Here is a 25521-nt window from a genome sequence, read left to right as displayed (position 1 = left end):
TACAAGCGACCAACAAGGGGGTGTGCAACATGAATGCCAAAAATTCCTTAACCCGTGCACATCACATTTTAATTCAGTTGAGCCGCTATATCTCTCCGGCCTGGATCGCAGCAGCCGGTGTTCTGCTGATTACCGGAATAGCCTTGTTTACGCCTCCGTATATCGGTATGGCTGATAATGGGGATTTTTTTAGAGTAATCCATGGAAATGGATTGTACCCTGCGGATTCAGATCATAGCAGGTATCTCGGCTATTTTGTTAAGGACTACGGAATCTATCAGTATTACAACGAGAACGAGGCTCCTTTGTTTTCCTCCCAATCGTTGTTCATCCAGTTTGCGATCTGGGTGAACAGCTGGTTTGATCCTCTTCACTTCGATCTTCGCGTTCAAGCTGCAATATATACGCTGCTGTATGCGGCCGGTGTCTATCTGTTGGTGGAGAGCCTGACCTGGAGGGTGAAGGCGGTCCATGGCTATATCATCGCCTTGCTCGCCATCTTTATGTTCGGAGACACGGCATACACCGCTTATTTCAACTCTTTCTATAGTGAAAGTGTCGTGCTGATCGCACTCTTGTTCCTGCTGGCCTCGGGGCTGCTGCTCTATCGCCATCGGTACAATGATTATGTGATAATGGCTTGCTTCGGGATCAGCGCACTGCTGCTGACGACAAGCAAGCCGCAGAATGCGCCGGCGGGCATCATTGTCGGCCTGCTGGGCATCCTGCTCATCTTCGCGCGACGGACCAAGACCTTTCGCGTCTCTATGGCTTCGCTGCTGGTTCTGGTCTTATTGACCGGTGTGGCTGCCTATGCCCTGATTCCCAAGGAGTTTGTGAACATTAACAAATACCATGCCATGACGCGGGGAGTGCTGCAAAGTTCAAGTGACCCGGAGGCGGCTTTGAAGGCCTTTGGCATTGATCCACAGTACGCCGTCTTGAATGGGAGCATATATTATGAGCCATTCACCACCGTGGATGTCGATTCGCCGGTTCTGGAGAATCAATTCTATCGGCACTATGGTTTTGGCTCCATTCTTGCCTATTATGCCGCTCACCCAGATCAAGCAAGCCGCATGCTCAATACAGCGGCTAAGAACGCCTTTCAAATTCGCCCGACAGGTCTCGGAAATTATGAGAAGTCGGCGGGAGGACACCCGTCCGGAGCGCAGACGCATTTCTTCACTGGCTACAGCACGATGAAGGCGGCGCTTGCGCCGAAGACCTTCGGCTTCATTATGATTTGGGCCTTGCTGATCATCGGGCTCTATATGCCTTCCTTCCTGGCTGCTCTGCGTGCAAGGCAGATGCGAGGAATGCTTCGCCTGCCGATGCTGGGGATGATGATCGCTCTGGGCCTTACCGGCATCGCTGTGTCCATCATCGGAGCCGGGGATGCGGATCTGGCTAAGCATGAATTTCTGTTCACGGCGGCCTTCGATTTAGTGACCTTTGTGGTGATAGCTGATGCGATTCGCCGCCGCTTATGGAACAGCAGCCCTGAGACAGAGACAGGAGGGGGTGTACAGGCATGAGGATCCAAGCAGCCTATACGCTGGCGAGGCGCAGCCTAATACTGCTGTTAGCAATATGCCTGCTCTCTCTGGCATCTCTGTCTAAGGGCGCTGCTCAAGCTGCAGTTCCTCAGCCCATGTCGATCTTGCTGATCTATGACAGCTTGGCCAAAGGAACTCCGAGCGAGGGGAATGTTGAGGCCCTGCAGCGGCTGCTGGCGGCCTTCAAGGTGAAGGTCGTCTTAACAGACTTTGACAGCTATGAGCCGGGAACGCTGTCCCGCTATAACGGAGTTATCGCTGTTCGTAGCGCCCCTGATCTGCAAATGGCCAATAAGGATTACGAACAGGACATGGCTCGTTACCAGGGCGAGTATCTCCATATTGGGAACCATATTCCAGGTCAGCTTCAGCGTAAGCTGAGCCTGAAGACGGCTGTGGCTCCAGAGGCAGTAATGCGCCTGCAGGCAGGCTCCTTGATTGAACCTTCCGTCAAGGTGACCCATCTTCTCTACATGACGCACTATGAGGGCCGTGCGTACGGCAGCTTGTCTTCGCAGTCCTTGGGAATTAATTCGCCATATGCCGTGCTTCAAGGAGGCTCCGGGTTCATTCCCTATTTTCAGCAGGGGAATCTAAGTGAATTCGCGCTTGCCTATGTCCTGAAAGACTGGCTTCAGATTAAGGAGAAAGGGCATCAGTACCTGCTAATCCAGGAGGTTTACCCCTTCTCTGATTTGGCGCGGCTGACGGAACTGGCCGATCGGCTGTACACTTCCGGGGTTCCCTTTGCGGTCAGTGTAAGGCCGGTCTTCAGCAACACGGACTACCCGGCTATGCAGCGGTACTTGCAGGCACTGGAGTACGTGCAGACCCGTAACGGCAGCATATTGGTGCAGGTGCCGGTCGTCGCTGAAGCCATCAGCCAGGGGGCTGATGTACTGAAGCAGAACATGGCTGGATTTATCGATGTGCTGGCCGAGCACGGAATAGCCCCGCTTGGCGTAGTGGGGGAAATGTACTGGTCATACGATAAGATGTATGCAGCACAAGGAATGGGCTTCTTCGATTCGTCCGTGCTGCTGCCAAACCGGCAGGTGCTATATAGTCAGCAGATGAATACTTCCATGAGCTTTGCCTCTTCGGCTTATAGCTTGGATATGGACAAGCTTCAGCAGCTGGAGCAGAAGGAGGAAGCGCCGGCGCTGCTGCCGATGGACACGGCCCTGACTGTCAACTTTCCAGAGAATGAAGCGGCACAGGAGCAGCTGCTGCAGCAGCTGAAGGACAGCTGGCTCGTCTTCGATGACTATAAGCAGGCCGATCATCAGGTGAAGACATCCTCGCATACCTCGGCCTCTCAGAACGGCACCCTCCAGATCGACGGTCAAGCCGTGGACCTGACGGGAAGTACAGGCCGCGTGACTGAAGACTATGCTTATACGCAGAAGGCGGTGCAGAGCTTTAGCGGGCTGTTTAGAGTGCAAAATTATATTCTGGTCGTGATTATCGCCACGGCATTAGTAGTGTTTACCCTGTTCCTGATCATCGGATACCGTCTGTACAAGCGCAAGTATTACAAATAGGAGGTGACGGTATGACTGTAGCAGATATCCTCATGCTGATTGCGGTGCTGTGTATTTGGTCGCTTCTGCTGGTTAACGTGGTCCTCATTATTGGCGGTTATCTCTATTACATCCAGCTTGAGAGGGAGCCTGTGCCAGCTATCCAGGGCGAGGCCCCGTTCGTCACGATCATGGTGCCGGCCCATAACGAGGGCATAGTGATCACCAAGACTGTCGAGTCTCTGTTAGGCCTTGATTATCCGAGGGACCGGTACGAGATTATTGTCATTAATGATAACTCGTCCGACAACAGTGCGGAGCTGCTGGGGAACCTGCAAGTCCGGCATCCGGGGAGGAATCTGATCATTATCAATACGGATGCAGTCACCGGAGGGAAGGGGAAATCCAATGCCCTCAATATCGGGTTCGCTCAAAGCCGGGGCGAGCTGATTGCGATCTATGATGCCGACAATACCCCGGAGAAGACAGCACTGCGTTACCTGGTCGCAGAGATCATGAATGACGATAAGCTGGGGGCGGTTATCGGCAAGTTCCGCACCCGCAACCGGGATACCAACCTGCTTACGCGGTTTATTAATATTGAGACGCTGTCCTTTCAGTGGATGGCCCAGGCGGGCAGATGGAAGCTGTTCAAGCTCTGTACAATTCCCGGCACCAACTTTATTATGCGCCGTCATATTGTGGAGAGCATCGGCGGCTGGGATGTAAAGGCGATTGCCGAGGATACGGAGATCAGCTTCCGCATCTATATGATGGGCTACAAGATCAAGTTCCAGCCGAAGGCGGTCACCTGGGAACAGGAGCCCCAGACGGTTCGGGTCTGGTTCAAGCAGCGGACGCGCTGGGCGAAGGGCAATATCTATGTGATTGTCAAAAATACCCGGCTGCTGTTCGACCGCTCGGCCAGAAATATCCGCTTTGATATTCTATATTTTCTATCGATCTATTTCCTCTTATTGACCTCCCTGATCATGTCCGATCTGCTGCTCATTCTGCATGCAGTGGGCTATGTAAGGACCACGATCGCAGGCTTCAGCTCCTTCTTGTGGCTGCTTGCCGTCATTCTGTTTGTGGTCGGCACCTTCATTACCCTAGTCACGGAGAAAGGGGAAATGAGGCTCTCGAATATATGGGTCATCATGCTGATGTACGTATCTTATTGTCAAATGTGGATGGTTGTAGCAGCCTACGGCCTTTACAACTATATCAAGGATTTACTGTTTAAAAGAGAGGCGAAATGGTACAAAACCGAACGCTTTTAAAAAGGGAGGCAGGCAGAATGAGCAGAAAAATAACAGCCTGGATGTGCACGTTTTGCTTGATCCTGGGCAGCCTGGGCCTGATGCCGCAGGCGGGAGCGGCAGCGCCCGCGGGATCGGTCTACGAGACTTCGTTCGCGAATACGGATACGGCCTTATCCGGCGTATCCGCTTCCGAGCAGGAGTATTTTCAGATTATGGATTACTGGAATATAGAGCAGGTCAGGGTGCGGCTGGATTATAAGGCGTCCCCGCTTGCCAGCAATGAGGAGTCGAGCGTGACACTGCGGTTGAACGGCAGGCCGTTCTATTCCTTCCGGCCGGTGGTCAGCGATCAGCAGCTGCAGCAAGTCAGCGTGACTGTGCCTAAGGCTCTGGTGGTGAAGGGAACGAATACCTTGTCCATTGAGGGCAATATCCGGACCCTGGAGGCGTCTGAGCGCTGTCCTGCTGAACAGCCACGGGACAATTGGCTCCAGCTGTTTAATACCTCATCGGTTGCCGTGGAATACCACTCTGCACCGATTACAAACAGCATCAGCGATTTTAACCGTCACTTTATAGGCTTGGATATGGTGAGCAGGGGGGATGGGACCATCGTTGTTCCTGAAGCCGGGGAGCCGGCTGAGCTGGAAACGGCAGTCTATGCCTTATCCGGCTTCGCCAAGGCTAATTCTCTTAAGGAGAAGGCGATCCCCCTTGCAGGCTATGGGCAGGAGCAGGTGAGCGGTAAGAAAGCATTGGTATTTGTCGCGATGCTGAACAACCTGCCCGCAGAGCTCAAGTCTAAGCTGAGCACTCAGGATTTAGCCAATAAGGCGCTGATCCAATTGGTCGATTGGAAGCAGCAGAAAGTGCTCGTCATTACCTCGGCGAGCGAGGAAATGCTGGTTAAAGCCGGACGCTTGATGGCTAACCAGGAGCTCGTGGAGCAGCTGAACGCTGGCGTCAAGCAAGTGGATGGCAGTACAGAGGTAGCGGCGCCTGAGTTAAGCATAGGCAGAACTATCAGCCTGACAGAGACCGGCGATTCGCTAACAGGGCAGGGTCATCGGGAGCAATCCTATTTCATCTCACTGCCGGCGAACCGTACGATTGCCGATACGAGCAAGATCAAGCTGGACTTTCGCTACGCCAAGAACCTGGATTTCAATCGTTCCATGGTGACCCTCCTGGTTAACAATACGCCTATAGGCAGCAAGAAGCTAACGGCCGAGCTGGCGGACGGAGACACCTTAACGGTGCCGATTCCAAAAAACCTGCAGGTCGCCGGGAACTTCTCGGTAACGGCGGCTTTCGACCTGGAGATGCAGGATGCTTACTGCACGCCGAACTCTGTTCAGCAGCCGTGGGCCTATGTTACCTCTGATTCCGTGCTTCAGTTAAATACGCAGGATCGGACCGAGCTGTTGTTCAATAACTATCCCTATCCGTTTCTTAGAGACGGAAGCTTCAATCAGGTTGCGGTAGTGCTGCCAAAATCATTGGACAGCCATACGTTCTATACGTTGTCCAATCTGTTCAATCTGCTCGGCCAGTATGCGGAGTCCAACAGCGGTGAGGTCAAGTTCTACCGGGACGACGCCGCAGCGAAGGAGCTTGAGGACCGTCAAATTATCGCAATTGGCAGTTACAAGGACAACAAAGTGATTCGGGACAGCAACGATAAGCTCTATTTTCAGTACGATGATAGCGGGTCTAGCATCCGGTCTAATGAGAAGATGAGTATAGAGGGCGAATATGGCAAGCGGATCGGGGCGCTCCAGCTGATTGAATCTCCGTATGGAGCCGGACATGGCCTCCTGGCGGTAACCGGAGCCAGCTCCGAGGCCTATGATTTGGCATCCAAGCTGCTAGCCAGTGAAGCCGCTAAATACAAGGTATATGGGGATGCTGTCGTAACAGATAAAGATGGCAATGTGCAGGCTTACCGGTTCAAGAAGGAGACGGAGGATAACTCGGAAGGGATCGTGAGCCAGATACTTGATCGCAAGGATGTGCTGGGATTTGCGGTAGCTGCTGTTCTGGTGCTGGCCCTTGTTCTAATCTCCCTGATCTTCATGATTCGTAAATATCGTAAGGGACGGAGGGAAGAGCGATGAGAAGAAACGCAAGTCTGATCTCCGACGGAGCTCTTCTTCTGTTGTTTATCTGGTGCTTTATAGCCATTGTATTTATGGCCGGTGACCAGAGCCAGTATATCCAGAATATGATCTTTCTGAATGTGGCCTTTTTGATAGCTATAGTGACGTATTTTACGCAGGTGACTGCAGGACTTATCTTGAACATTCTGTTCATCTTCGGCTATGGGACGTATACACTGTATCAGACCGTAGTTGTAGGAGACGCGATGGGTACGGGAAATTATTTCTGGCTGGTGATGACACCGCTGCTCACCTTCGTCACATGGCTGCTTACCCTTGGGACGAAGCAGCTTCAGGAGGAGAATGGTCAGCTGCAGCGTGTGAACAGCTCACTGGCCACATTGGATGAGCATACGAATCTTAAGAATAATCGCTTATTCCAAAAGGATGCCGCCACCTTCATGGCGCTGTCCACCCGTTATCAAATTCCGCTGACCCTGCTCGTCATTCATGTGAAGTACTGGGATGAGCTGAAGCGGATGATTAGTGCGGAGCAAATAACCGCCGTCATCTATGATGTATCCGAGCTCAGTCAGACCAGCATCAGATCGAATGATTCGCTGTATATGCTGGGGACGCCGGATCATCCGACCTGGGGGCTCCTGCTGTTTACGGAGCGCCAGGGGGCTGAGGTTGTAATCGAGCGCCTTCGGGAGAAAATGGCCGAACTCAACACATCTGATGCCGCAAGGAAATACAGGGTTGACCTTCAGCTCAAAATCGGTGCGGTCGAATACAGCCGGGAGCTGATGCCCACCCCGATGGACTTCATGCTTCAGGCCAAAAAGCAGCTGGAATATGACGTCTAATTCTTGCTGACGGGCGGCCTTGAAATGAGAAAGACCTGTACAGTCTGTTCCGAAGGGGAACAGACTGTACAGGTCTTCTTGCACTAAGAAGGCGGATTATTTCATGGAGGTTGCCATCATCAGTGCATTGTTCGGAACCTGTGAGGTGGTTAGCTGGTAGACTACGCTGCCGTCCTGCCAGGAGACAGTAACTTCCACATCCTTGCCCCCCAGTTTGTAATCTACATTGACCTGGCCTTTGTCCTTGGGAATAGGGAGGGTGTGTGTCTCCAGATAATCAACCATCTTCTTGGCAATGTCCGGGTTATCCATATTATCCTCACCCAGGGAATGGATCAGCAGGTTCCAGCGTCCCTCGCTCCAGTTCAAGTACCGGTTGCCTGCACCAGCGTCCGCGGTTCCCTTAATGCCGTGGCCTAAATCGACATGGTCTGCCCCTTCGCCATAGTCTGGGAAGAGATTGGCTATTTTTTTGGGGTCGCTATAGGTTTTGGCCTCCATGGTGGCCAGTACGGGAGTGTTCTTCTGTGCTAGAGAAGCGTCGTTGACCGGTACGGGTTGGTCCGTCTGATAGAAGACAACCTTGTAAGCGTCAGCCTCGTTATTCTGAATGGTTGCGCCTAGATATTGGCCCTTCTCCAGAGGGAACTCTCTAGGCAGCAGCGCCTGCTTCATCTTCAGCTGGCTCTGAACCTTTTGGATGACCGCTGCCGGAGAGGTTGTGGAGCTCTGGTCAGAGGACGAGCTCGTATTTGTTCCTTCCGAAGGAGGAGTCGTGGTCGTCTCGTTGGGGCTGGCTGTATTGTTATCTACCGCCGAAGTGTCTTGCGTGCCCGTGTTGGCTGGCGGGTTCGTTGTCTCGGCTGCATTGGCTCCGGTGTTGCTGGAAGGAGGGGCACTCTCGCTTGGACTGCTGCTATTGGAGCTGCATCCGGCCAATGCCAATGACAGCAAGAGAATTGTAGGTAATGTAATCTTAAGTAATTTACTTTGCATGGTCTGTTCCTCCATAGTAAGAATCATCTAAACACACTATTACCCTACTATGAAGAAAATAAATCCTGGAGTCAAATGACTAGGTGGTCGAAAGCCCTGTGGGACATATGGCGGTGCTTCCGATGCTTCCGGCGGATATGCGCATGTTTGAACTTTTTGCCATGAGCCTTGTTGCGTGCTACCCCGCCGCCTCCGACAGCGTGCTGCTGGCGAGTGCGCGGACTATCGATCGCCGAATTGGTGCCCGCTGTACTGCTTAGCCCGCTTCCGCTGGCTACTTGGGTAGCTGCTGCCTCAGGGCTGTTCGGAGGCAGCTTAACCTTCTGATGGTTGAGTACAATGGTGATTTCTTTACCCCGTCTCTTTTTCCGTCTCTGCTTCTTCTTTGAATGTCCACGACTGGAGGACGGCCCACAGATTCCCTTGTTAATCGCTTCGCCTCCGGCGCCTACGCTTTGCTGTTGGCGGGTGTCAGGCGAATCAATAGCCGCATTGTTGCCCGCTGCGCTGCTTCTGCCTGCTCCACTGGCAATTTGTGTCGTGTTGGGAGCATTGGTGAACTGGTGGTTGACCACCACGGTGATCTTGCCTATACCTTTTAGCGGAGTTTGAGTAATAATCCGCTTCCGTCCCTTTTCCATAATAACTAGAAGCCTGTTTCTCATTTCGTTCCTCTCCTTTCATATTTGAGCTACTGTATTAGTAGTAAAACAGAGGACAAAGGGTGAGGGCGGAAGAACGGCCTTGAAGAAAAGAAGCTTATGTCTCTATTCTTCCTTGGGTGGATTCATATCTATGGATCGAAAATGGACTTCTATAGACTAGATAAATAGACCGATCAAAGGGGCGGCGGGCATTGACTTTGTCATATTAATTTTCTAAAATTAAATTGCATAAAACCAATAATTGACTTAGGGAGGTTGTGAGCAATGTCAATATTCAGTATTCCCGTAAGGACCATCAAGGGAGAAGAAACTACGCTGGAGTCTTATAAGGGCCAAGTCCTGCTCATTGTTAATACAGCAACCAAGTGCGGGTTTGCTCCTCAATTCAAAGGGCTGCAGAAGCTGTATGACACTTACAAAGATCAGGGATTTGCTGTGCTGGGCTTCCCCTGCGGACAATTCGCCAATCAAGAGCCGGGTGATGATGCCCAGATTGCTGAGGCTTGCGAGCTGAACTTCGGTGTGAACTTCCCGCTCTTCTCTAAGATTGATGTGAATGGGAGCGAAGCCCACCCGCTGTTTAAGCAATTGACCGAGGAAGCCAGGGGTGTGCTGGGGTCCAAAGCGATCAAGTGGAACTTCACCAAGTTCCTGGTGGACCGCAATGGCCATGTGGTGAAGCGGTTTGCACCTACTGAAGAGCCTGCCAAGCTGGAACAGCAAATTCAGAGTTTGCTGAAGCCACTAGCGGATGCTTGATTCATAGAGTAGTTATATGTTAATTCTCCCCTTTTGAGACAAGAGTGAGCTGTCCGGGTCAGCCCTGCTTTCTTTTATCCCAGAAGGGGATTTTTTATCGACAGAATCAGCGAGGGTAGCTGCAAGAAAATATTTCTTGTATTCAATAGATTAAATTTAATATAATCACTACATGTTACTCGTGAGTAATATGGTAGATTCTATATAAATACATTCTAATTGGAGGGATAATCCAATTTGGAATGAAAGGAGTAAGCAGGTGCGTAATTCATGGAAAAGGTGGATACAAGGCTTATTAGCGGTAGTCCTGGTAGTTTCAGGAATCTTAGGAGGGATTGGACCCGATAAAAGGGCCGCTGCGGCTGGGATGAATCCCATCACAGGTGAAATTCGTCTATTTCCTTATGCTAGGGGAGTTCAGGGCTGGCTTTTTTGTGCGGGCCAGAAGCTGAACATCTCTGAGCATCCAGCCTTATATCAGTTAATCGGCAATAAATTTGGGGGAGACGGAGTTACAGACTTTGCGCTTCCGGATTTAAGAGGTTTGGAACCTTTGCAGGGCACAGGCTACTATATTGCTGCAGAGGGGCAATATCCGACTGTAGATCAAGTTGCAGACGATACCTTTACAGGGGAAGTCCGTTTGTTTCCGTTTGATTTTACACCTGGGGGCTGGCTGCCAGCGGATGGAAGATCCCTGGTTACGGCGGCCTATCCTAATCTGTTTGGTGTCTATGGGGATAGTTTCACTGCGAATGGGGGGAATTTGGAGAAGTTTAATCTCCCTGGTCTGAGCTTTCAGTACTCAGGCATTAAGTATTATGTGTCAACTCAAGGATTATATCCCCCGAGCTCTAGCACTACAGGAAGTGAATACACAGGGGAACTGATTCTTTTTCCCAAAGAGATGCCTTATTCTAATTGGACCTTGGCGGATGGTTCGGCTGTGGGGATCCGGGAAAATCAGGTGTTGTACTCGAGAATAGGGGAGATATATGGTGGGGATGGACGTACGGTATTTTTTCTTCCTAACTTAATCTCGCTGTATGATTCAAACCTCTACTACTACATCCAGCTTAGTGGAAGCTATCCCTTGCTGCCTGATGATCCGCTGCCTAGGGCACAATCGGACAGTTATATTGTAAAAGGGCCTATGTTGGAGGTTCTGCCTGCCGAAGGAGTGCTTCGCAATGATTCTAATGCTCTTACGGCTAAAGTGGTAGATCAGCCATCGCATGGTATGTTGACCCTTGAGCGGGATGGAGCCTTTGCTTACTACCCTTACCCCGATTATACCGGTGGGGAGGACAGCTTTACTTATGTAGCAAGCAATAATAATAAGAGCAGCGAAAAAGTGAGTGTTACACTAACATTTGAAAGAGGAACGACTCCGGTTCCGGTTGTTCACACGGTGAGCTTTGACAGCAGCGGCGGCTCGGCCGTGGCGGACCAGACGGTAAAGGAGGGCGAGAAGGCTGTTGAGCCCACGCCAGCGCCAACGCGCAGCGGCTACACATTCGGCGGTTGGTATACAGACAGCGGCCAAACCACGTCGTATGATTTCAGCACACCCGTGACGGCGAACCTCACGCTGTATGCGAAGTGGACAGAGAAGGAGTACAGCGTGAGCTTTGAGACTAGCGGCGGCTCGGCCGTGGCGACTCAGACGTTGAAGGAAGGCGAGAAGGCTGTTGAACCCACGCCAGCGCCGACGCGCGGCGGCTACACATTCGGCGGTTGGTATACAGACAGCGGCCAAACCACGCCGTATGATTTCAGCACACCCGTGACGGCGAACCTCACGCTGTATGCGAAGTGGACGGAGAAGGAGTACACGGTGGGTTTTGAGAGCAATGGCGGCTCGGCCGTGGCGAGCCAGACGTTGAAGGAAGGCGAGAAGGCTGTTGAGCCAACGCCAGTCCCAACGCGCAGCGGCTACACATTCGGCGGCTGGTATACAGACAGCGGCCAAACTACGCCGTATGACTTCAGCACACCCGTGGCGGCGGACCTCGCGCTGTATGCGAAGTGGACGGAGAAGGAGTACACGGTGAGCTTTGAGAGCAGCGGCGGCTCGGCGGTGGCGAGCCAGACGTTGAAGGAAGGCGGGAAAGCTGTTGAACCAACGCCAGCGCCGACGCGCGGCGGCTACACATTCGGCGGTTGGTATACAGACAGCGGCCAAACCACGCCGTATGATTTCAGCACACCCGTGACGGCGGACCTCACGCTGTATGCGAAGTGGACGGAGAAGGAGTACACGGTGAGCTTTGAGAGCAGCGGCGGCTCGGCGGTGGCGAGCCAGACGTTGAAGGAGGGCGAGAAGGCTGTTGAGCCAACGCCAGCACCGACGCGCGGCGGCTACACATTCGGCGGTTGGTATACAGACAGCGGCCAAACCACGCCGTATGATTTCAGCACACCCGTGACGGCGGACCTCACGCTGTATGCGAAGTGGACGGAGAAGGAGTACAGCGTGAGCTTTGAGACTAGCGGCGGCTCGGCGGTGGCGAGCCAGACGTTGAAGGAAGGCGAGAAGGCTGTTGAACCCACGCCAGCGCCGACGCGCGGCGGCTACACATTCGGCGGTTGGTATACAGACAGCGGCTTAACCGCGCCGTATGACTTCAACACGCCAGTGACGGGGAACCTCACGCTGTATGCGAAGTGGACGGAGAAGGAGTACACGGTGAGCTTTGAGAGCAGCGGCGGCTCGGCTGTGGCGACTCAGACGTTGAAGGAAGGCGAGAAAGCTGTTGAGCCCACGCCAGCGCCAACGCGCAGCGGCTATACATTCGGCGGCTGGTATACAGACAGTGGCTTAACCGCGCCGTATGACTTCAGCACACCCGTGACGGCGAACCTCACGCTGTATGCGAAGTGGACGGAGAAGGAGTACACGGTGGGTTTTGAGAGCAATGGCGGCTCGGCTGTGGCGACTCAGACGTTGAAGGAAGGCGGGAAAGCTGTTGAACCAACGCCAGCGCCGACGCGCGGCGGCTACACATTTGGCGGCTGGTATACAGACAGCGGCCAAACTACGCCGTATGACTTCAGCACACCCGTGACGGCGGACCTCACGCTGTATGCGAAGTGGACGGAGAAGGAGTACACGGTGAGCTTTGAGAGCAGCGGCGGCTCGGCTGTGGCGAGCCAGACGTTGAAGGAGGGCGAGAAGGCTGTTGAGCCAACGCCAGCGCCGACACGCAGCGGCTACACATTCGGCGGCTGGTACACGGACAGCGGCTTAACCGCGCCGTATGATTTCAGCACACCCGTGACGGCGAACCTCACGCTGTATGCGAAGTGGACCAAAGTTTCGGAGCCGGTACCGAGTACGCCGCCAGCCCCTGCTCCTCCTTCAAGCTCGGGCGGTGGAGTATCGGCTGCACCCGCAGCCCCGACTCCGTCACCAACACCATCACCGTCCCCTGAGGTACCCATCGAGGTTACGATTAACGGAGCAGGCATCAAGCTTAAACTTACAGAACGGAAAGCTGAAGACGGCCGAACGATCGCAACGGCCAGCATTGATGAGTCTACTCTGCATCAAGCGTTCACTTCCAGTTCTAAGCTGGTCACAATTGAGGTCAGCAGCAAGGCGCCGATCATTGAGGTGAAGCTGCCGGGTCAGCCTTTGCTAAGCGCAGCCAAGCAGAATTCATCTGCGGCTGTAAAGATAAGCACCCGTGGGGCAGTGAGTTATCTGCTTCCCATATCCGCCCTGCCGGACTTAACCCCGTCCGAAGCTGTAGTAGTCACTCTTGCAGAAGGCAGTCAGGCTGACGATGGGACGCTTCAACAAGCGGCTGCTGCATTGGGGGCTCAAGTCATGCTGAAGCACGCGGTGCAGTTTGGTCTGAAGGTGAACGGGGAAGAGATTCGGGATTTCAACGGAGGTTATATTGAGAGGACCTTATCACTACCTAGCGGCACTGAACCGTCCGAAGTGACAGCGGTATGGGCAGATGCTGCGAACAAGCTTCATTATGTGCCTTCGAGGCTTACCACAGAGAAGGGCACAGCTCAATTGGAACTGTTCTCCCCTTATAATGGAACGTTTTTGGTTATTCAGGTGAACAGGACTTTTGCCGATATGGAAAAGCACTGGGCTAAGTCGGATGCTGAGCTTCTCGCGAGTAAACTGATTGTGAATGGCAGGGCCGCCCAGAGCTTCGCACCGGGCAGTGATGTGACCCGTGCAGAGTTCGCAGCACTTCTGGTTCGTGCCCTAGGTTATGCCGAGCAGGCGCCTGTCGCAGCTTATAACGATGTACGGCCAGGCGATTGGTACTATGGAGCCATTGGAGCTGCTCAGCGTCTCCAGCTGATTTTCGGTACCGGCGAAGGGAGCTTCTTGCCTCAGGAGAAGGTAACCCGGGAGCAAATGGCAGAGATGGTCGCCCGTGCACTGGCGGCCGCAGGAGCAGATGTGCAGGCAGATGTTGAAGTCTTGAGCAGATTCAAGGATGCAGGTACCGCAGCTTCTTGGTCCAAAGAGGCCCTGGCTAAGGCTGCAGCTGCAGGCATCCTTCAGGGAACGGCGGATGGCATGCTCTTCGCTCATGACCCTGCTACACGAGCTCAAGCTGTAGTGATGGTGAAGCGCCTGCTGCAATATCTTCAGTTTATTAAATAAGCATCTTTACGAAGAAGGGGGTGTCCCGGAAGTCACATGAGTGACCGGGCAGCCTCTTTCTTTGTCTAGCATCATTTTTTGGCCATCACGTTTTTTTTACAAGGACTAGCTTACTTTCTTACATAACAAGCATATACAACGTATTTCACAGGTGCTATTGTGGGAATGGAGGTGAGGCTATGGCAGGGTTAATCTATCAAGTAATTTCAGGCGTGCTGGCGGCAGTCATCCTATTCGGTGCCTTATCCATTGTGCTCATCAGCTGGAAGAACGGCATTACCCCTATGCCATCCTCAGCCTACGCCCGGCGCGTCGTGACGAGGGAGCTTAAGCAAATTGGAACGCGGGGGAATCTGGTCGAGGCTGGATCGGGTTGGGGGCATCTTGCTCTGGAGATTGGGGCGCACTGTAGCGGATGGAGCATCGTAGGAATTGAGAATTCGCAAATCCCGCTTGGGGTCTCCCAGCTTGCTGCTAGACTGCGCAGACTTAGGAATGTTCGCTTCCTGCGGGGAGATTTATATACCTTTCCTTACGAGGATGTGGATGTGGTCGTGTGTTATCTTTTTCCCGGTGCGATGACCCGTCTGAGTAAACTGCTGCGAACACGTCTTTCGCCCGGAGCCAAGGTGATCAGCGTCTGCTTCGCGCTTCCCGGCTGGACGCCGGAGCGCATCATTACCTGCCGGGATACTTATCAAACTAAAATATATGTCTATGCTAGATAGTGAGCATTATTCGCAGGGCTGCTTGTTCATTAAGATAGGAGGGGACGAAGGTGAATACTGCAATTGTCGTAACTCTCATTCTTGCTGCGCTCTGGGGAGTAGGCTATGCCGCCATGGTACTGTATCCCCCCTTTGGAGGGAAGCCTGATCAAGAAAGGATGGAGCAGGCAGCGAAGTCGCTTCCCTACATAGACGGCAAATTTACCAATCCTATGCCACCCCCAGAGGCTAGCGGTTTCGGTTCGTCAATGTTGCTGCTTTGGGACTTCATCAAGCGCGATCCGCTGCGCAGACCCCAGGGGCAGCTGCAGGTACGAACCTGGGCACCGCTAGCGTATTCAGAGCGGGAACGCACTGCAATCACCTGGCTGGGGCATTCCGCTTCAATTCTGGAGATGGATGGTAAGCTTTTGCTGCTCGACCCGATGCTGGGTCGTTATCCTTCTTCTATTCCTTTTATTGGAGGCAAGCGGTATGGAGGTCTGCCAGTTGCCCCAGAGGAAATGCCTTTGATCGACCTAGTGCTGATGTCTCACGATCATTATGATCACCTGGACTATAGAACGATCCGGAAGCTAAAAGACAAGGTTGGCTGCTTCCTGGTCCCGCTGGGTGTCGGGGCACATTTGCAGCGGTGGGGAATTGATTCATCTCAGATTGAAGAGCTTGATTGGTGGGAGGAATCCGAATATGATGGGTTGAAGCTTGCTTGTACGCCAGCCCGGCACTCCTCAGGAAGAAGGCTGCGTGACCGGGATACCACGCTCTGGTGCTCGTGGGCTATTCAGGGCGAGTCCCGCAGGATTTTTTTCAGCGGGGACAGTGGATACGACAAGCATTTTGCGGAAATTGGCCGTAAATACGGGCCCTTCGATGCAGCTCTGATGGAATGCGGGCAATATGATAGAAGGTGGTCTGCTGTTCATATGACTCCCGAGCAGACAATACAGGCGCATCTTGATGTGCGGGGCGGACTTTTGCTTCCTGTACATTGGGCAGCCTTTACGCTGGCACTACATCCTTGGACCGAACCCGTGGAGCGCGCCATTCAAGCTGCAAAGCAGAAGGGCGTAACGATAACTACCCCAGAAATAGGTGAGAAGGTTATCCTAGGTGAAGCACCCTACCCTGTAAGTGCCTGGTGGCGGCAGTAGATTCTATTCATTTGTGAATCCACCATCTACCTCATATCACCATCTGTATGCCCGTGGATCGATCAGAGCCGGTTAACCGGCTCTGGTGTTTGGGAATCAGGAACTAACGGTGCAGCTTGGGATAACGATAGAATTCAATCATATCAATATAGCTGTACGGCAACATAGTAATTCCCCCGCTCGTCTTTGATCAAATCCTTTAGCAGCTCGATATTCACTTGGTTGTCCCCCTATAAAAAATGTAGTTAAGTTTAACATACCCTGTGGGGTATATAGATAACGGCCATGTCCTTCTTCCTAGAGATTAAACTTATATATTTTTACATAAATGGAATCTGTCCGCTGAAAATTAGGAACTTATAGACTATTTATTTGTGCCCATGCACCTCCGATATCAAAGTTAGAGAGACTGCCGCCAATCTGACAACAGTAGACGATCCTGAATTTGGGCAGTTTTTCTGTTGTAGATGAGGAAGGCTGGTGCTCGTTGCTATATGAATTTTAAAAAGTGTTTGATTAGTTGTCTCATTGTTTTGTTCTTAGTACCTATCCTTATCCCGTATTCGATAGCTGGGGCTGCTGTAGAGTTTAAGGATATAGCCGACTCGGCTTACCGAAAAGAAATTACGGCCCTTCAGCAGGAAGGGATTATAACTGGGGACGGAGCTCAGCGCTATCATCCGAAAGCCATGCTTACGCGGGAACAGTTTGCCGCTTTGCTAGTCCGATATGAAGCGCTTGCTGTGAACCCACAAGCTAAGACTGAATTTGTAGATGTGTCTGATTGGGCCGAGCCTTATGTTGCAGCTATTCATGAGTCCGGTCTGATGTATGGTATCAGTGAACGCAAATTTAGCGGGAGGGCGGAGCTCTCCTACGAGCAAATTCTGTTGATTCTTACACATCTGCTCCAATATGACGAACAGGTTGCCCGTTTAAAGGATGCCAAGCAGGCTGATCTGCCCGGTGTCTCTGATTATGCCCGTCCGGCAGTAGAGCTGACAAGAGCCATGGGATTGCTCGCTTTTACGGAAGGCGAGATTGATTATAGAGCCTCCATTCCCCGCGAAGTTATTGCCAAGCTGTTGTATGAATTAAAGTACAATCGTGATTTTTACACAGCTAAGGCCGAGGAATATTTTAAAAAACAGCTGAGCACTAGTGCTAATAGCCCGAGCCTTGTCCAAGATGGCAGGGAGCCGACTTCAGCAGGGAGCTCAAGTAGTTCTTGGCCAATTCCGACATCGGCACCGACACCGGCGCTCACACCGACACCGGCACCAACACCGGTACCGACGCCGATACCGAAACCTACACCGAAACCGACGCCTACACCGAAACCTACACCAAAACCAACGTCACCAATTCCAATACCAAATCATGATTCAAATTCGCCAACGGTTCCCTCGAAGCCTATTCCGGTGCGGCTTCTGGAGTCCATATCGGTAACGAATGATACCTATTCCGTAAATTCAGGTGAGCTGTACAGCACTGAAGTAATAGCTCATTTCACAGATGCTAGTCAAGCAAAGGTAACCGAGATGTCTGATTTCCAGAGCAGTGACGAAGATATTGTGAAGGTTGTCTCAAAAGGGGAACTTCTAGGCAACCTTCCAGGCAAGGCTCATATCACTATTCTTTACGGAGGGAAAAGCCTTGGCTTTGATCTCGAGGTCAAATCTAACCTGGCTGCATTGCAATCCATCAGGCTTGAGGCGCCCCGATCTTCTCTTCAAGTTAATGACAGGCTTCCTACTCAGGTGAAAGGGATTTACACAGACGGGTCCTATCAAGACTTGACGGCTTCCGCTCAGTATTCCATCAGCAATCCGTCCGTTGCCTCTATTGATTCGAGTGGGAGGATTACAGCCAAGGGGGCGGGCGCGACAACGGTAACCGCCGTATACGACCAGTTCTCCTATGACCTCCCTCTTACTGTGTCCCCGGCTAAGGAGATGTATTTCACATTTGCTGTCTTATGTGAAGGCATTAGGGATAAAGCTACGAGTGTAGATGAGATCCGGGAAATCCGGGAACAGGTGAAGCGAATCGATCCGAATGCCAGAGTAACCTGGGCGCTGGATAATGATTTTGTATTTTATGAAGACCATCGTAATCAGCTTGAGCTCATTAAGCAGTATGTTCTCAGTTACGGTGACGAAATTGCTATCGCTTTTGGCTTCCCTAATAATCAGGCGGATCGCGATCTTTTTATATATAAAATGCAGGAATGGGCTTATATGTATCGGTACAATGCCCTTCCAAACAAGCATGAAGGAAATACACTAGGGCAACCTAGTGTATGGCAGTCCATTCCTGAAGAGTTTAAGCCGAAATCCTTTGTGACGTACAGCATTAACCCTGAGCAAGCAGCCTGGGTACAGGAGCATTATGGAATTCACACCTTCATGGGGTGGACAGCTACCCAGTACAATGTTGACCAGCTTTCCGGTGAGGGGTCAGAGCTGATGCCGTATGTTAGCCACCGGAGCAATGTCCTTGTCCCGGCACAGGATCAATCTACAGACAGCGGCAATTTATTTATGAATACCATTACCATTGACCCTATCGGCAGCACGTATACTCAGGATCAATCGAGATGGACTCTTCATCCGGCAGATCCGCTGAGCGGAGGGCAAGAGCAGGTCCACATCTTAGAACAGTACCTTGATAATCCCTATCGAAATCATAATACAATCAATTATTTATCGCTGATTTTTGAGCCGAACTGGGTATACCGGACGCCAGATCTGAAAGCTGCATGGGAATACACGGTTCAACATTGGCGGAGCGGCAGTGTAGAAATGATTGGGCTGACTGATTTTGCACAGAGGTTTGGAATGTTGTCCGGTGCTCATAATGAAGGGAATACCTTTACGCTCCAGTTCAGAGGCTCGGGGGTTTCTTCCGGTTACCAGGTCTCCGATCCTAGTCTTCAGTATCTGTGGACAGAGACTCGTACCGAACGACTGATTCTTAGCAAAGCCGATCATGAAGCCGCCTGGAGAGTGATTGATTTCACGAACTACACGGGACCTATACCTGCACTGCCCTATACAACCCGGGGGAAAGATGAAGATATCAGCTTTAAGCCGGGCAGAAACTTCAAGCTTAATCCGAACGGGGTTCTAACAGAAGCGGAGAAGTTAAGAATTGCAGAGAGATTGGCTGAGATCGGCTTTCAGGACCCCTACCAGCTTTAGTAGAGAATAGCGAAAAGGCTGGGATCAAGATTGCATTCTTAACGGGCACACTATATATTCAGATAGGCAAGGAAATAACGACGGATAAGGAGCAGATATGCATGGCAGATACCCTCAATGAACAAGAGCTGGTTCAATATATAGCCGGACGTACGCAGGCCGACCCGCTGGATATTCGTCTAATTCTGAAGCATGAACAGGACTTCATTGATAAGGCCCACAAGAATAGCAAAGGGGATATCGATATCGACAGCGACGACCTGGTGGATTACGTATTGTCCCGGCGTGATGTGAAGCTGGATGAATTGACAGTGGAACGCATTCTGGATGCGGAGATGGACTACTTAATGGACAAAGGCTTAGCCGGGTACGCAGATTAAGCTTCTGGATGAACTAGTCAGATTGCAGGATTGACGGTTAATTCTCTTCCCGCGTATACTTTATCCAATTCACTTCGGAAAAAATGACTTGATATGAACTCCGTCCTTTAGGGGCGGAGTTTTGTATATGGCTTTGCGTTAAGGAGGAGAGGATACATATGCTTGAGAGAATGAAGCAGGGGGATGAGATGCTTAACAGCCCTTCATTTGTGAAGGACGAAGCGAGGTACAACCTTCTTCATACGATTAATGCGTCGGAGCAATCTCTATGCGTGAAATCGCCCGACGGACAGCTCATTTTTGCCGGCTCGCCAGGGCATAACGGCTGGCTGTGGCTCGCGGAGGAACTGGCTGAGTGCGAGAGGGGACAAAGATTGCAGGAGATGGTCGAATTTCTGGCAGCTTCTTTACTGCCTGGGATAACGGGCGATTCCCAGATCGTCATGGATTTTGCGGAGCGTTATACCCAGCGTCACCATATGACCTTCCATGCCCAGATGGTCATGGCAGCTTATATCTGCCCTCAGGTTGTGCCTCCAGTAAGACCAGGCGGGGAGATCAGACAGGCCGAAGATAAGGACGTTAGCCGCGTTGCTGCATTTCTTGCCGGGTTCGTAGAGAATGCATTCGATCGTATGGTTGATGCGGCCAGCCAGATTCCGGCGGCGGAGCGAATGATTGGCAACGGAAATTTATATTTGTGGATGAAAGGGGACGAACCGGTATCCATGGCGCAAATCTCCCATCGTTCGGCCAGACATGGGCGGATTAACGCCGTGTATACCCCTGCTGAGTTTCGTAAGAACGGTTTTGCCAGCATGCTGGTTGCAAGGCTCTGCACCTTGCTGCTTGGCGAAGGACTGCTCCCGCTGCTGTATGCAGACTTGTCGAATCCCACTTCGAATAAGGTTTATCAGAATATCGGATTTCAGCCTTGCGGACAGATCGCGGAGCTTAAGTTCTCCTCCCGGTCATGAATTTGTTAATTCAGGAAGGGCTTCTAGAGTATTTTCTCCGCAATATGGGCAACAATAACAAAAGCATGCTAATATCAAACAATTTCGGAGGTAGTTAAGTTTATGCAGCAAGGAACAGTGAAATGGTTTAACGCGGACAAAGGATTTGGCTTCATTGAGGTTGAAGGCGGAGACGATGTGTTCGTGCACTTCAGCGCCATTACGGGTGAAGGCTTTAAGACCTTGGATGAAGGCCAGCGCGTTGAGTTTAACATTACTCAAGGCAGCCGCGGGCCACAAGCTGAGAACGTAGTTAAGCTGTAACCAGGCGAATTTAGCAAACTGCTCTTAATGTAGAATTAAGGGCAGTTTTTTTATGCCCATATTCGCCGGCATCATCTTCCATTTCCTGAAAACACATGAAAGTGCTTTGCTTAATTTACCGGAGTTGGTATACTAGGTGCAATATTCTCAGTAAAACCATGCGATATTACTAATAGACAGCGAGGAATTGCCAACATGAATCTTCTGCAAGATATCATTACTGTAACGAATGACTTTCTATGGTCCAAATTACTTATTTTACTACTTGTAGCTGGAGGGGTCTATTTTACCTTCCGGACAAAATTCCTTCAAGTTCGCATGCTGCGGGAAATGGTGCGGGTCCTCTTTGAATCCCGGGAACGTCATCCGGGCCAAATTTCTCCGTTTCAAGCCTTCTGCATCAGTATGGCGGCCCGTGTAGGCACAGGGAACATTACGGGGATCGCCATAGCTATAGCACTGGGCGGCCCGGGCGCGGTGTTCTGGATGTGGGTTATTGCCATTATCGGTTCTGCTTCCAGCTTTATTGAGAGTACGCTTGCTCAAATATACAAGGTGCGGGATAAGATAGGCTACCGGGGCGGCCCGGCTTATTATATGGAGTTAGGTCTCAAAAAGCGCTGGATGGGGGTGCTCTTTGCGATTCTGATAACCCTTTGCTTCGGCTTAGTCTTTAACGCTGTGCAGTCCAACACTATTACACAGGCTTTCCAAAATTCATTCGGTGCCCCAAAATGGATGGTGGGAATCGTAATGGTGTTCGTTTTTGCCGGAATTATTATTGGAGGGGTCAGGCGGATCGCCCGTATGTCAGAGTATATTGTTATCATCATGGCTGTCCTCTATATCGGTATTGCAGCAATTATTGTATTAATTAACATTACAGAGATGCCGCATGTTATTGCATTGATTGTCAAAAACGCATTCGGCTTCGATCAAGTTGCCGGAGGCTCTCTCGGTGCGGCCCTGATGAACGGCATTAAGCGCGGCCTCTTCTCTAATGAGGCGGGCATGGGCAGTGCCCCCAATGCTGCAGCCTCGGCCGAAACAAGTCATCCGGTCAAGCAGGGGCTCATTCAGGCCTTTGGTGTGCTGACCGACACACTTGTCATTTGTACAAGCACGGCCTTTATTATTTTGCTGTCCGGAGTTTATAACCAGCCGGGACTTGACGGAATTGTTCTGACCCAAGCTGCGCTTAGTGTGCATCTGGGCTCTTGGGCATCCGGCGCCTTAGCGGTCATGGTTTTCTTGTTCGCCTTCAGTACACTTATTGGGAACTATTACTATGGGGAAACCAACATCGAGTTCCTGAAATCGAGCAAAATTTGGCTGTGGACTTACCGCGTAGCGGTCCTGGGAATGATTCTCTTCGGCGCACTAGCCAAGGTTCAACTGGTATGGGATCTGGCGGACCTGTTCATGGGTCTGATGGTCATAGTCAATCTAACCGCAATAACTTTACTGTCCAGAGTAGCCTTTATGGCGCTGGCTGATTACATTAACCAGAAGAAGCAGGGCAAAGATCCTGTATTCAACAAGGCAGGCAAGCCGGGGCTTGAGAACGTTGAATGCTGGAAGCCTTGAGTCGCTGCATAGGAGATTCGCTTAAGGACACGGCTGTCCCAAGGTCATGATCAGTGCCTTGGGGCAGCTTTTTTGTATGGGTTATGGGTTGCCCCCATTATTTGCTATAATCATGCATTATGCGCATCATTACCTGAGAAAAAGTTGGTGAGCTTGCAGGAATGACATTTAATCTGGATATGAAGACGGTATTCGCGTCCCTTGTTGTTGGGCATTTATTCACGGTCATTCTAATCAGCGCCTATAGAAATAAGCATACGGATGACAAGGCTGCAAACACTTTTTACATGTCGAAATGGGTACAGTCTCTAGCATGGGGGCTATTAATATTCCGCAGCCTGCTGCCGGATGTCATCAGCATATCGGTCGCGAATTCCATTTTGCTGACGGGAGCTGCCCTGGAGACCTTTTCTTTACTTATGCTTCAGGTTCATGTTGGAAAGCGGCTGCTAAGGTTGTATTTGGCCTACACACTTGCAGCCATCGCCGGATTTAACCTGATCTTTATTGTTCACAATGTGGAGAGTGTGCGGATCGCCTATGCCTCCCTTGCCACGGCGGGCTTCATTGTATACCCTGCCTATCGGATGATTACCGCCCCTAAAGCCAGCAGGCTTCAGACTACGATGGGATACCTGTATATGAGCGTAGTTATTGGCCTTGCTGGACGAGCCTTTACCGCATTGCAAATGGAGCGGGCCATGAGCCTGTTCTCGCCAAGCATATATCAGACCCTCTCGTTCCTGTCTTTGTATTTAATTATGATTCTGGGCAACACAGGCTTCATCTTGCTGTCCAAGCAGCGCGCGGATGAGCGCTTGCTTTACCTTGCGAACTATGATGATCTGACAGGCGTTCTGAACCGGCGGGGATTCATGGAGCAGGCGGAACAGGCTATCGCAAGATTAACGAATCGACAGCCCGTGACCTTTATCCTGTTTGATATTGATCACTACAAGTTGATTAACGACACCCATGGCCACGATATTGGCGATAAGGTCCTGAAGGAAATAACCCATGTGTTTGATAGCGAGCTTAAGGATACAGGCATATTTGGACGGTACGGCGGAGATGAGTTCGCTATTCTGCTCCCCGGGATGGGGGAAGCGGAGTCGGATGAGATTACCAAGCGGCTGAGAATGCGTCTGGAGCAGGCATACCCGCTGCAGGCAGCTGTGAAATATACGGTCAGCATGGGAGTTGTAACCGTAGAGGCCGAGCCAAGGACAGGTCTGGATAGGCTTTACCAGTTAAGTGATGAAGTGCTGTATGAAGCCAAGCGTAAAGGAAGGAATTGCGTGGCTAGAGCATCCGTTTCTTGAGCAAAATGATACTTTTTTCCAAGTTTATTCGTATTGTTGATAAGAACAAGACATGACTTGGAGGGATGAGGGCGAATGCAGGCCATAGGAAATAAGTTGGAGAACATGTTTAGCGGCCTTTATCGGAAGAACCATATTCACGGGGTGGTTCTGGCGGCAGAACAGGGGCAGATCATCTATGAAGGGGCCTTTGGACAGGCCAATAGGGAAGAGGGGCTGCCACTGACAAGCCGCTCCATCTTCGAACTGGCATCGGTATCCAAACCATTTACCGCGGCAGGTATAATGCTGCTGGCTGACCAAGGAAGACTGGGGTATGATGACCTTGTTCAGCAGTATATCCCGGCGCTTCCCTATGCGGAGATTACCGTTCGGCATCTGCTGACACATACCTCAGGTGTACCCGATTATATGACCCACTTCTTGATGAACTGGGATCATTCCCGCATTGCAGTGAACCAGGATGTGCTGGATATGCTCGTTCAGGATAAGCCGGGGCTGCTGTTCGCTCCGGGAGACCGCTGGGAATACAGCAACACAGGGTATGTCTTATTAGCTTGTTTAATTGAACAAATCTCGGGAATGAATTTCCCGGATTATATGCAGCAGCATATGTTCGAACCCTTAGGTATGAGCCGAACTCTGATTCACAACCGCAGGCATCGGCCGCGTGAACTGGATGATTACGCCTATGGCTATGTGCTGGATGTGAAGACAGGGGAGTACAAGCTGCCCGATGAGCTGCCTGAGCTGGATTATGTGAAGTATCTGGATGGCATTCAAGGAGATGGTACAGTGAACTCTACCGCAGGCGACTTGCTGATATTCGATCAAGCTTTGTACTCGGACCGTCTGCTTAGCAAGGAGGCCTTGAATGAAGCCTTCCGCCCGGTGAAGCTGAATAACGGGGAGACCTTTGATTACGGGTTCGGCTGGATTATTAAAGACGATCCGAAGCGTGGGCGGATTGTGTTCCACAATGGCGGTTGGCCGGGATATTCTACCTCGCTGATGCGCTTCGTCGATGAGCACAAGACGCTGATTTACTTGAACAATCGGGAACAGGATCTTGGTTTCGAGGTAGATGTGCTGAAATGCGCGGAACAGGTGCTGTTCGGGGAGGATTATGACCGGCTGCCCGAGCCCCCGAGGGAGCGGCAGGCCGTCAGTGTGAATCCGGCCCTATATGACCGTTACACGGGGCAGTACCGCTTAGCAGAGGATCTGGTGGCAGAGATCAGTACAGAGAGCGGGCAGCTGTTCATTCAGATCACTGGCCAAGTCCGATTGCCGATCTATCCTTCTTCAGAAACGCGATATTTTCTCCCTTCTCTGCCGGTAGAGCTGGAGTTCGTGACCGGGGAAGGGGTACAGGCGGATCAATTAGTCATTTATAGCGGGGACGAACGGGATATTGCGGTACGTATCGCACCGGAATAAATGCAGGCCAAGATTGGAGCAGCCTGCTAGGCACTAAGGCACTACTGACATAC

The 25521-nt window shown here is 51.4% G+C and carries 18 protein-coding genes; 16 read left to right on the top strand and 2 right to left on the bottom strand.

All coding sequences use genetic code 11. The features are described from left to right. Positions 1 to 29 precede the first annotated feature (29 nt). The 5 genes from wsfD to DCC85_RS21325 are packed head-to-tail and all read left to right on the top strand — an operon-like array spanning position 30 to position 7315. Positions 30 to 1538, top strand: coding sequence for a glycan biosynthesis hexose transferase WsfD (gene wsfD / locus DCC85_RS21345; RefSeq protein ID WP_108467378.1), 1509 nt, complete (start codon positions 30 to 32; stop codon positions 1536 to 1538). Then, entirely contained in the window at positions 1535 to 3103 is a 1569-nt protein-coding gene (locus tag DCC85_RS21340; protein WP_108467377.1) for a hypothetical protein, read from the top strand. Before wsfD ends, DCC85_RS21340 begins: the two co-directional genes overlap by 4 nt. A gap of 11 nt (positions 3104 to 3114) precedes the next feature. Next, on the top strand, positions 3115 to 4365 hold the full coding sequence (locus DCC85_RS21335; protein ID WP_108467376.1) for a glycosyltransferase family 2 protein: 1251 nt from the start codon (positions 3115 to 3117) through the stop codon (positions 4363 to 4365). 17 nt (positions 4366 to 4382) lie between these two features. Next, positions 4383 to 6464, top strand: coding sequence for a cellulose biosynthesis cyclic di-GMP-binding regulatory protein BcsB (locus DCC85_RS21330; protein WP_159081943.1), 2082 nt, complete (start codon positions 4383 to 4385; stop codon positions 6462 to 6464). Beyond that, a complete protein-coding gene (locus DCC85_RS21325) occupies positions 6461 to 7315 on the top strand; it encodes a GGDEF domain-containing protein (RefSeq protein ID WP_108467374.1) in 855 nt (284 codons plus the stop codon). The genes DCC85_RS21330 and DCC85_RS21325 overlap by 4 nt, the downstream gene beginning before the upstream one ends. A 96-nt stretch (positions 7316 to 7411) precedes the next feature. Here DCC85_RS21325 and DCC85_RS21320 read toward each other — a convergent pair whose 3' ends face one another. Both DCC85_RS21320 and DCC85_RS21315 read right to left on the bottom strand, forming a co-directional pair. Beyond that, a complete protein-coding gene (locus DCC85_RS21320; RefSeq protein ID WP_159081942.1) occupies positions 7412 to 8311 on the bottom strand; it encodes a hypothetical protein in 900 nt (299 codons plus the stop codon). Positions 8312 to 8382: 71 nt separating this feature from the next. Further along, positions 8383 to 8952: a hypothetical protein gene (locus DCC85_RS21315; protein WP_325048424.1), complete on the bottom strand. Its 570-nt coding sequence runs from the start codon at positions 8950 to 8952 to the stop codon at positions 8383 to 8385. Between the two features lie 288 nt (positions 8953 to 9240). Between DCC85_RS21315 and DCC85_RS21310 the strand changes: the two genes are divergently transcribed. The 11 genes from DCC85_RS21310 to DCC85_RS21260 all read left to right on the top strand — a co-directional run bounded on the left by DCC85_RS21310 (position 9241) and on the right by DCC85_RS21260 (position 25468). Further along, positions 9241 to 9735, top strand: a complete 495-nt coding sequence (locus tag DCC85_RS21310; RefSeq protein ID WP_108467371.1) for a glutathione peroxidase — start codon at positions 9241 to 9243, stop codon at positions 9733 to 9735. Between the two features lie 367 nt (positions 9736 to 10102). Beyond that, positions 10103 to 14374: an InlB B-repeat-containing protein gene (locus tag DCC85_RS21305; protein WP_108467370.1), complete on the top strand. Its 4272-nt coding sequence runs from the start codon at positions 10103 to 10105 to the stop codon at positions 14372 to 14374. Between the two features lie 179 nt (positions 14375 to 14553). Next, positions 14554 to 15102: a class I SAM-dependent methyltransferase gene (locus tag DCC85_RS21300; RefSeq protein ID WP_108467369.1), complete on the top strand. Its 549-nt coding sequence runs from the start codon at positions 14554 to 14556 to the stop codon at positions 15100 to 15102. Between the two features lie 50 nt (positions 15103 to 15152). Continuing rightward, a complete protein-coding gene (locus tag DCC85_RS21295; RefSeq protein ID WP_234414259.1) occupies positions 15153 to 16256 on the top strand; it encodes an MBL fold metallo-hydrolase in 1104 nt (367 codons plus the stop codon). A 533-nt stretch (positions 16257 to 16789) separates the two neighbouring features. Then, positions 16790 to 19459 (top strand): S-layer homology domain-containing protein, encoded by a 2670-nt coding sequence (locus DCC85_RS21290; RefSeq protein ID WP_234414258.1) that lies wholly within the window; start codon positions 16790 to 16792, stop codon positions 19457 to 19459. Positions 19460 to 19560: 101 nt separating this feature from the next. Further along, a complete protein-coding gene (locus DCC85_RS21285) occupies positions 19561 to 19839 on the top strand; it encodes a hypothetical protein (protein ID WP_108467367.1) in 279 nt (92 codons plus the stop codon). A gap of 158 nt (positions 19840 to 19997) precedes the next feature. Continuing rightward, the gene (locus tag DCC85_RS21280; protein ID WP_108467366.1) at positions 19998 to 20816 is read left to right on the top strand and encodes a GNAT family N-acetyltransferase; all 819 of its coding nucleotides are present in this window, start codon (positions 19998 to 20000) and stop codon (positions 20814 to 20816) included. A 102-nt stretch (positions 20817 to 20918) separates the two neighbouring features. Continuing rightward, complete coding sequence (locus DCC85_RS21275; protein ID WP_108467365.1) at positions 20919 to 21119, top strand: cold-shock protein; 201 nt, start codon at positions 20919 to 20921, stop codon at positions 21117 to 21119. Between the two features lie 195 nt (positions 21120 to 21314). Further along, the gene (locus DCC85_RS21270) at positions 21315 to 22706 is read left to right on the top strand and encodes an alanine/glycine:cation symporter family protein (RefSeq protein ID WP_108467364.1); all 1392 of its coding nucleotides are present in this window, start codon (positions 21315 to 21317) and stop codon (positions 22704 to 22706) included. Between the two features lie 161 nt (positions 22707 to 22867). Then, positions 22868 to 24028, top strand: coding sequence for a GGDEF domain-containing protein (locus tag DCC85_RS21265; protein WP_108467363.1), 1161 nt, complete (start codon positions 22868 to 22870; stop codon positions 24026 to 24028). A gap of 75 nt (positions 24029 to 24103) precedes the next feature. Then, the gene (locus DCC85_RS21260; protein ID WP_108467362.1) at positions 24104 to 25468 is read left to right on the top strand and encodes a serine hydrolase; all 1365 of its coding nucleotides are present in this window, start codon (positions 24104 to 24106) and stop codon (positions 25466 to 25468) included. The last annotated feature ends 53 nt before the right edge of the window (positions 25469 to 25521 follow it).

The organism is Paenibacillus sp. CAA11 (genome assembly GCF_003060825.1).
Lineage (GTDB): Bacteria > Bacillota > Bacilli > Paenibacillales > Paenibacillaceae > Fontibacillus.
This window is presented reverse-complemented; position numbering and strand designations above follow the sequence as displayed.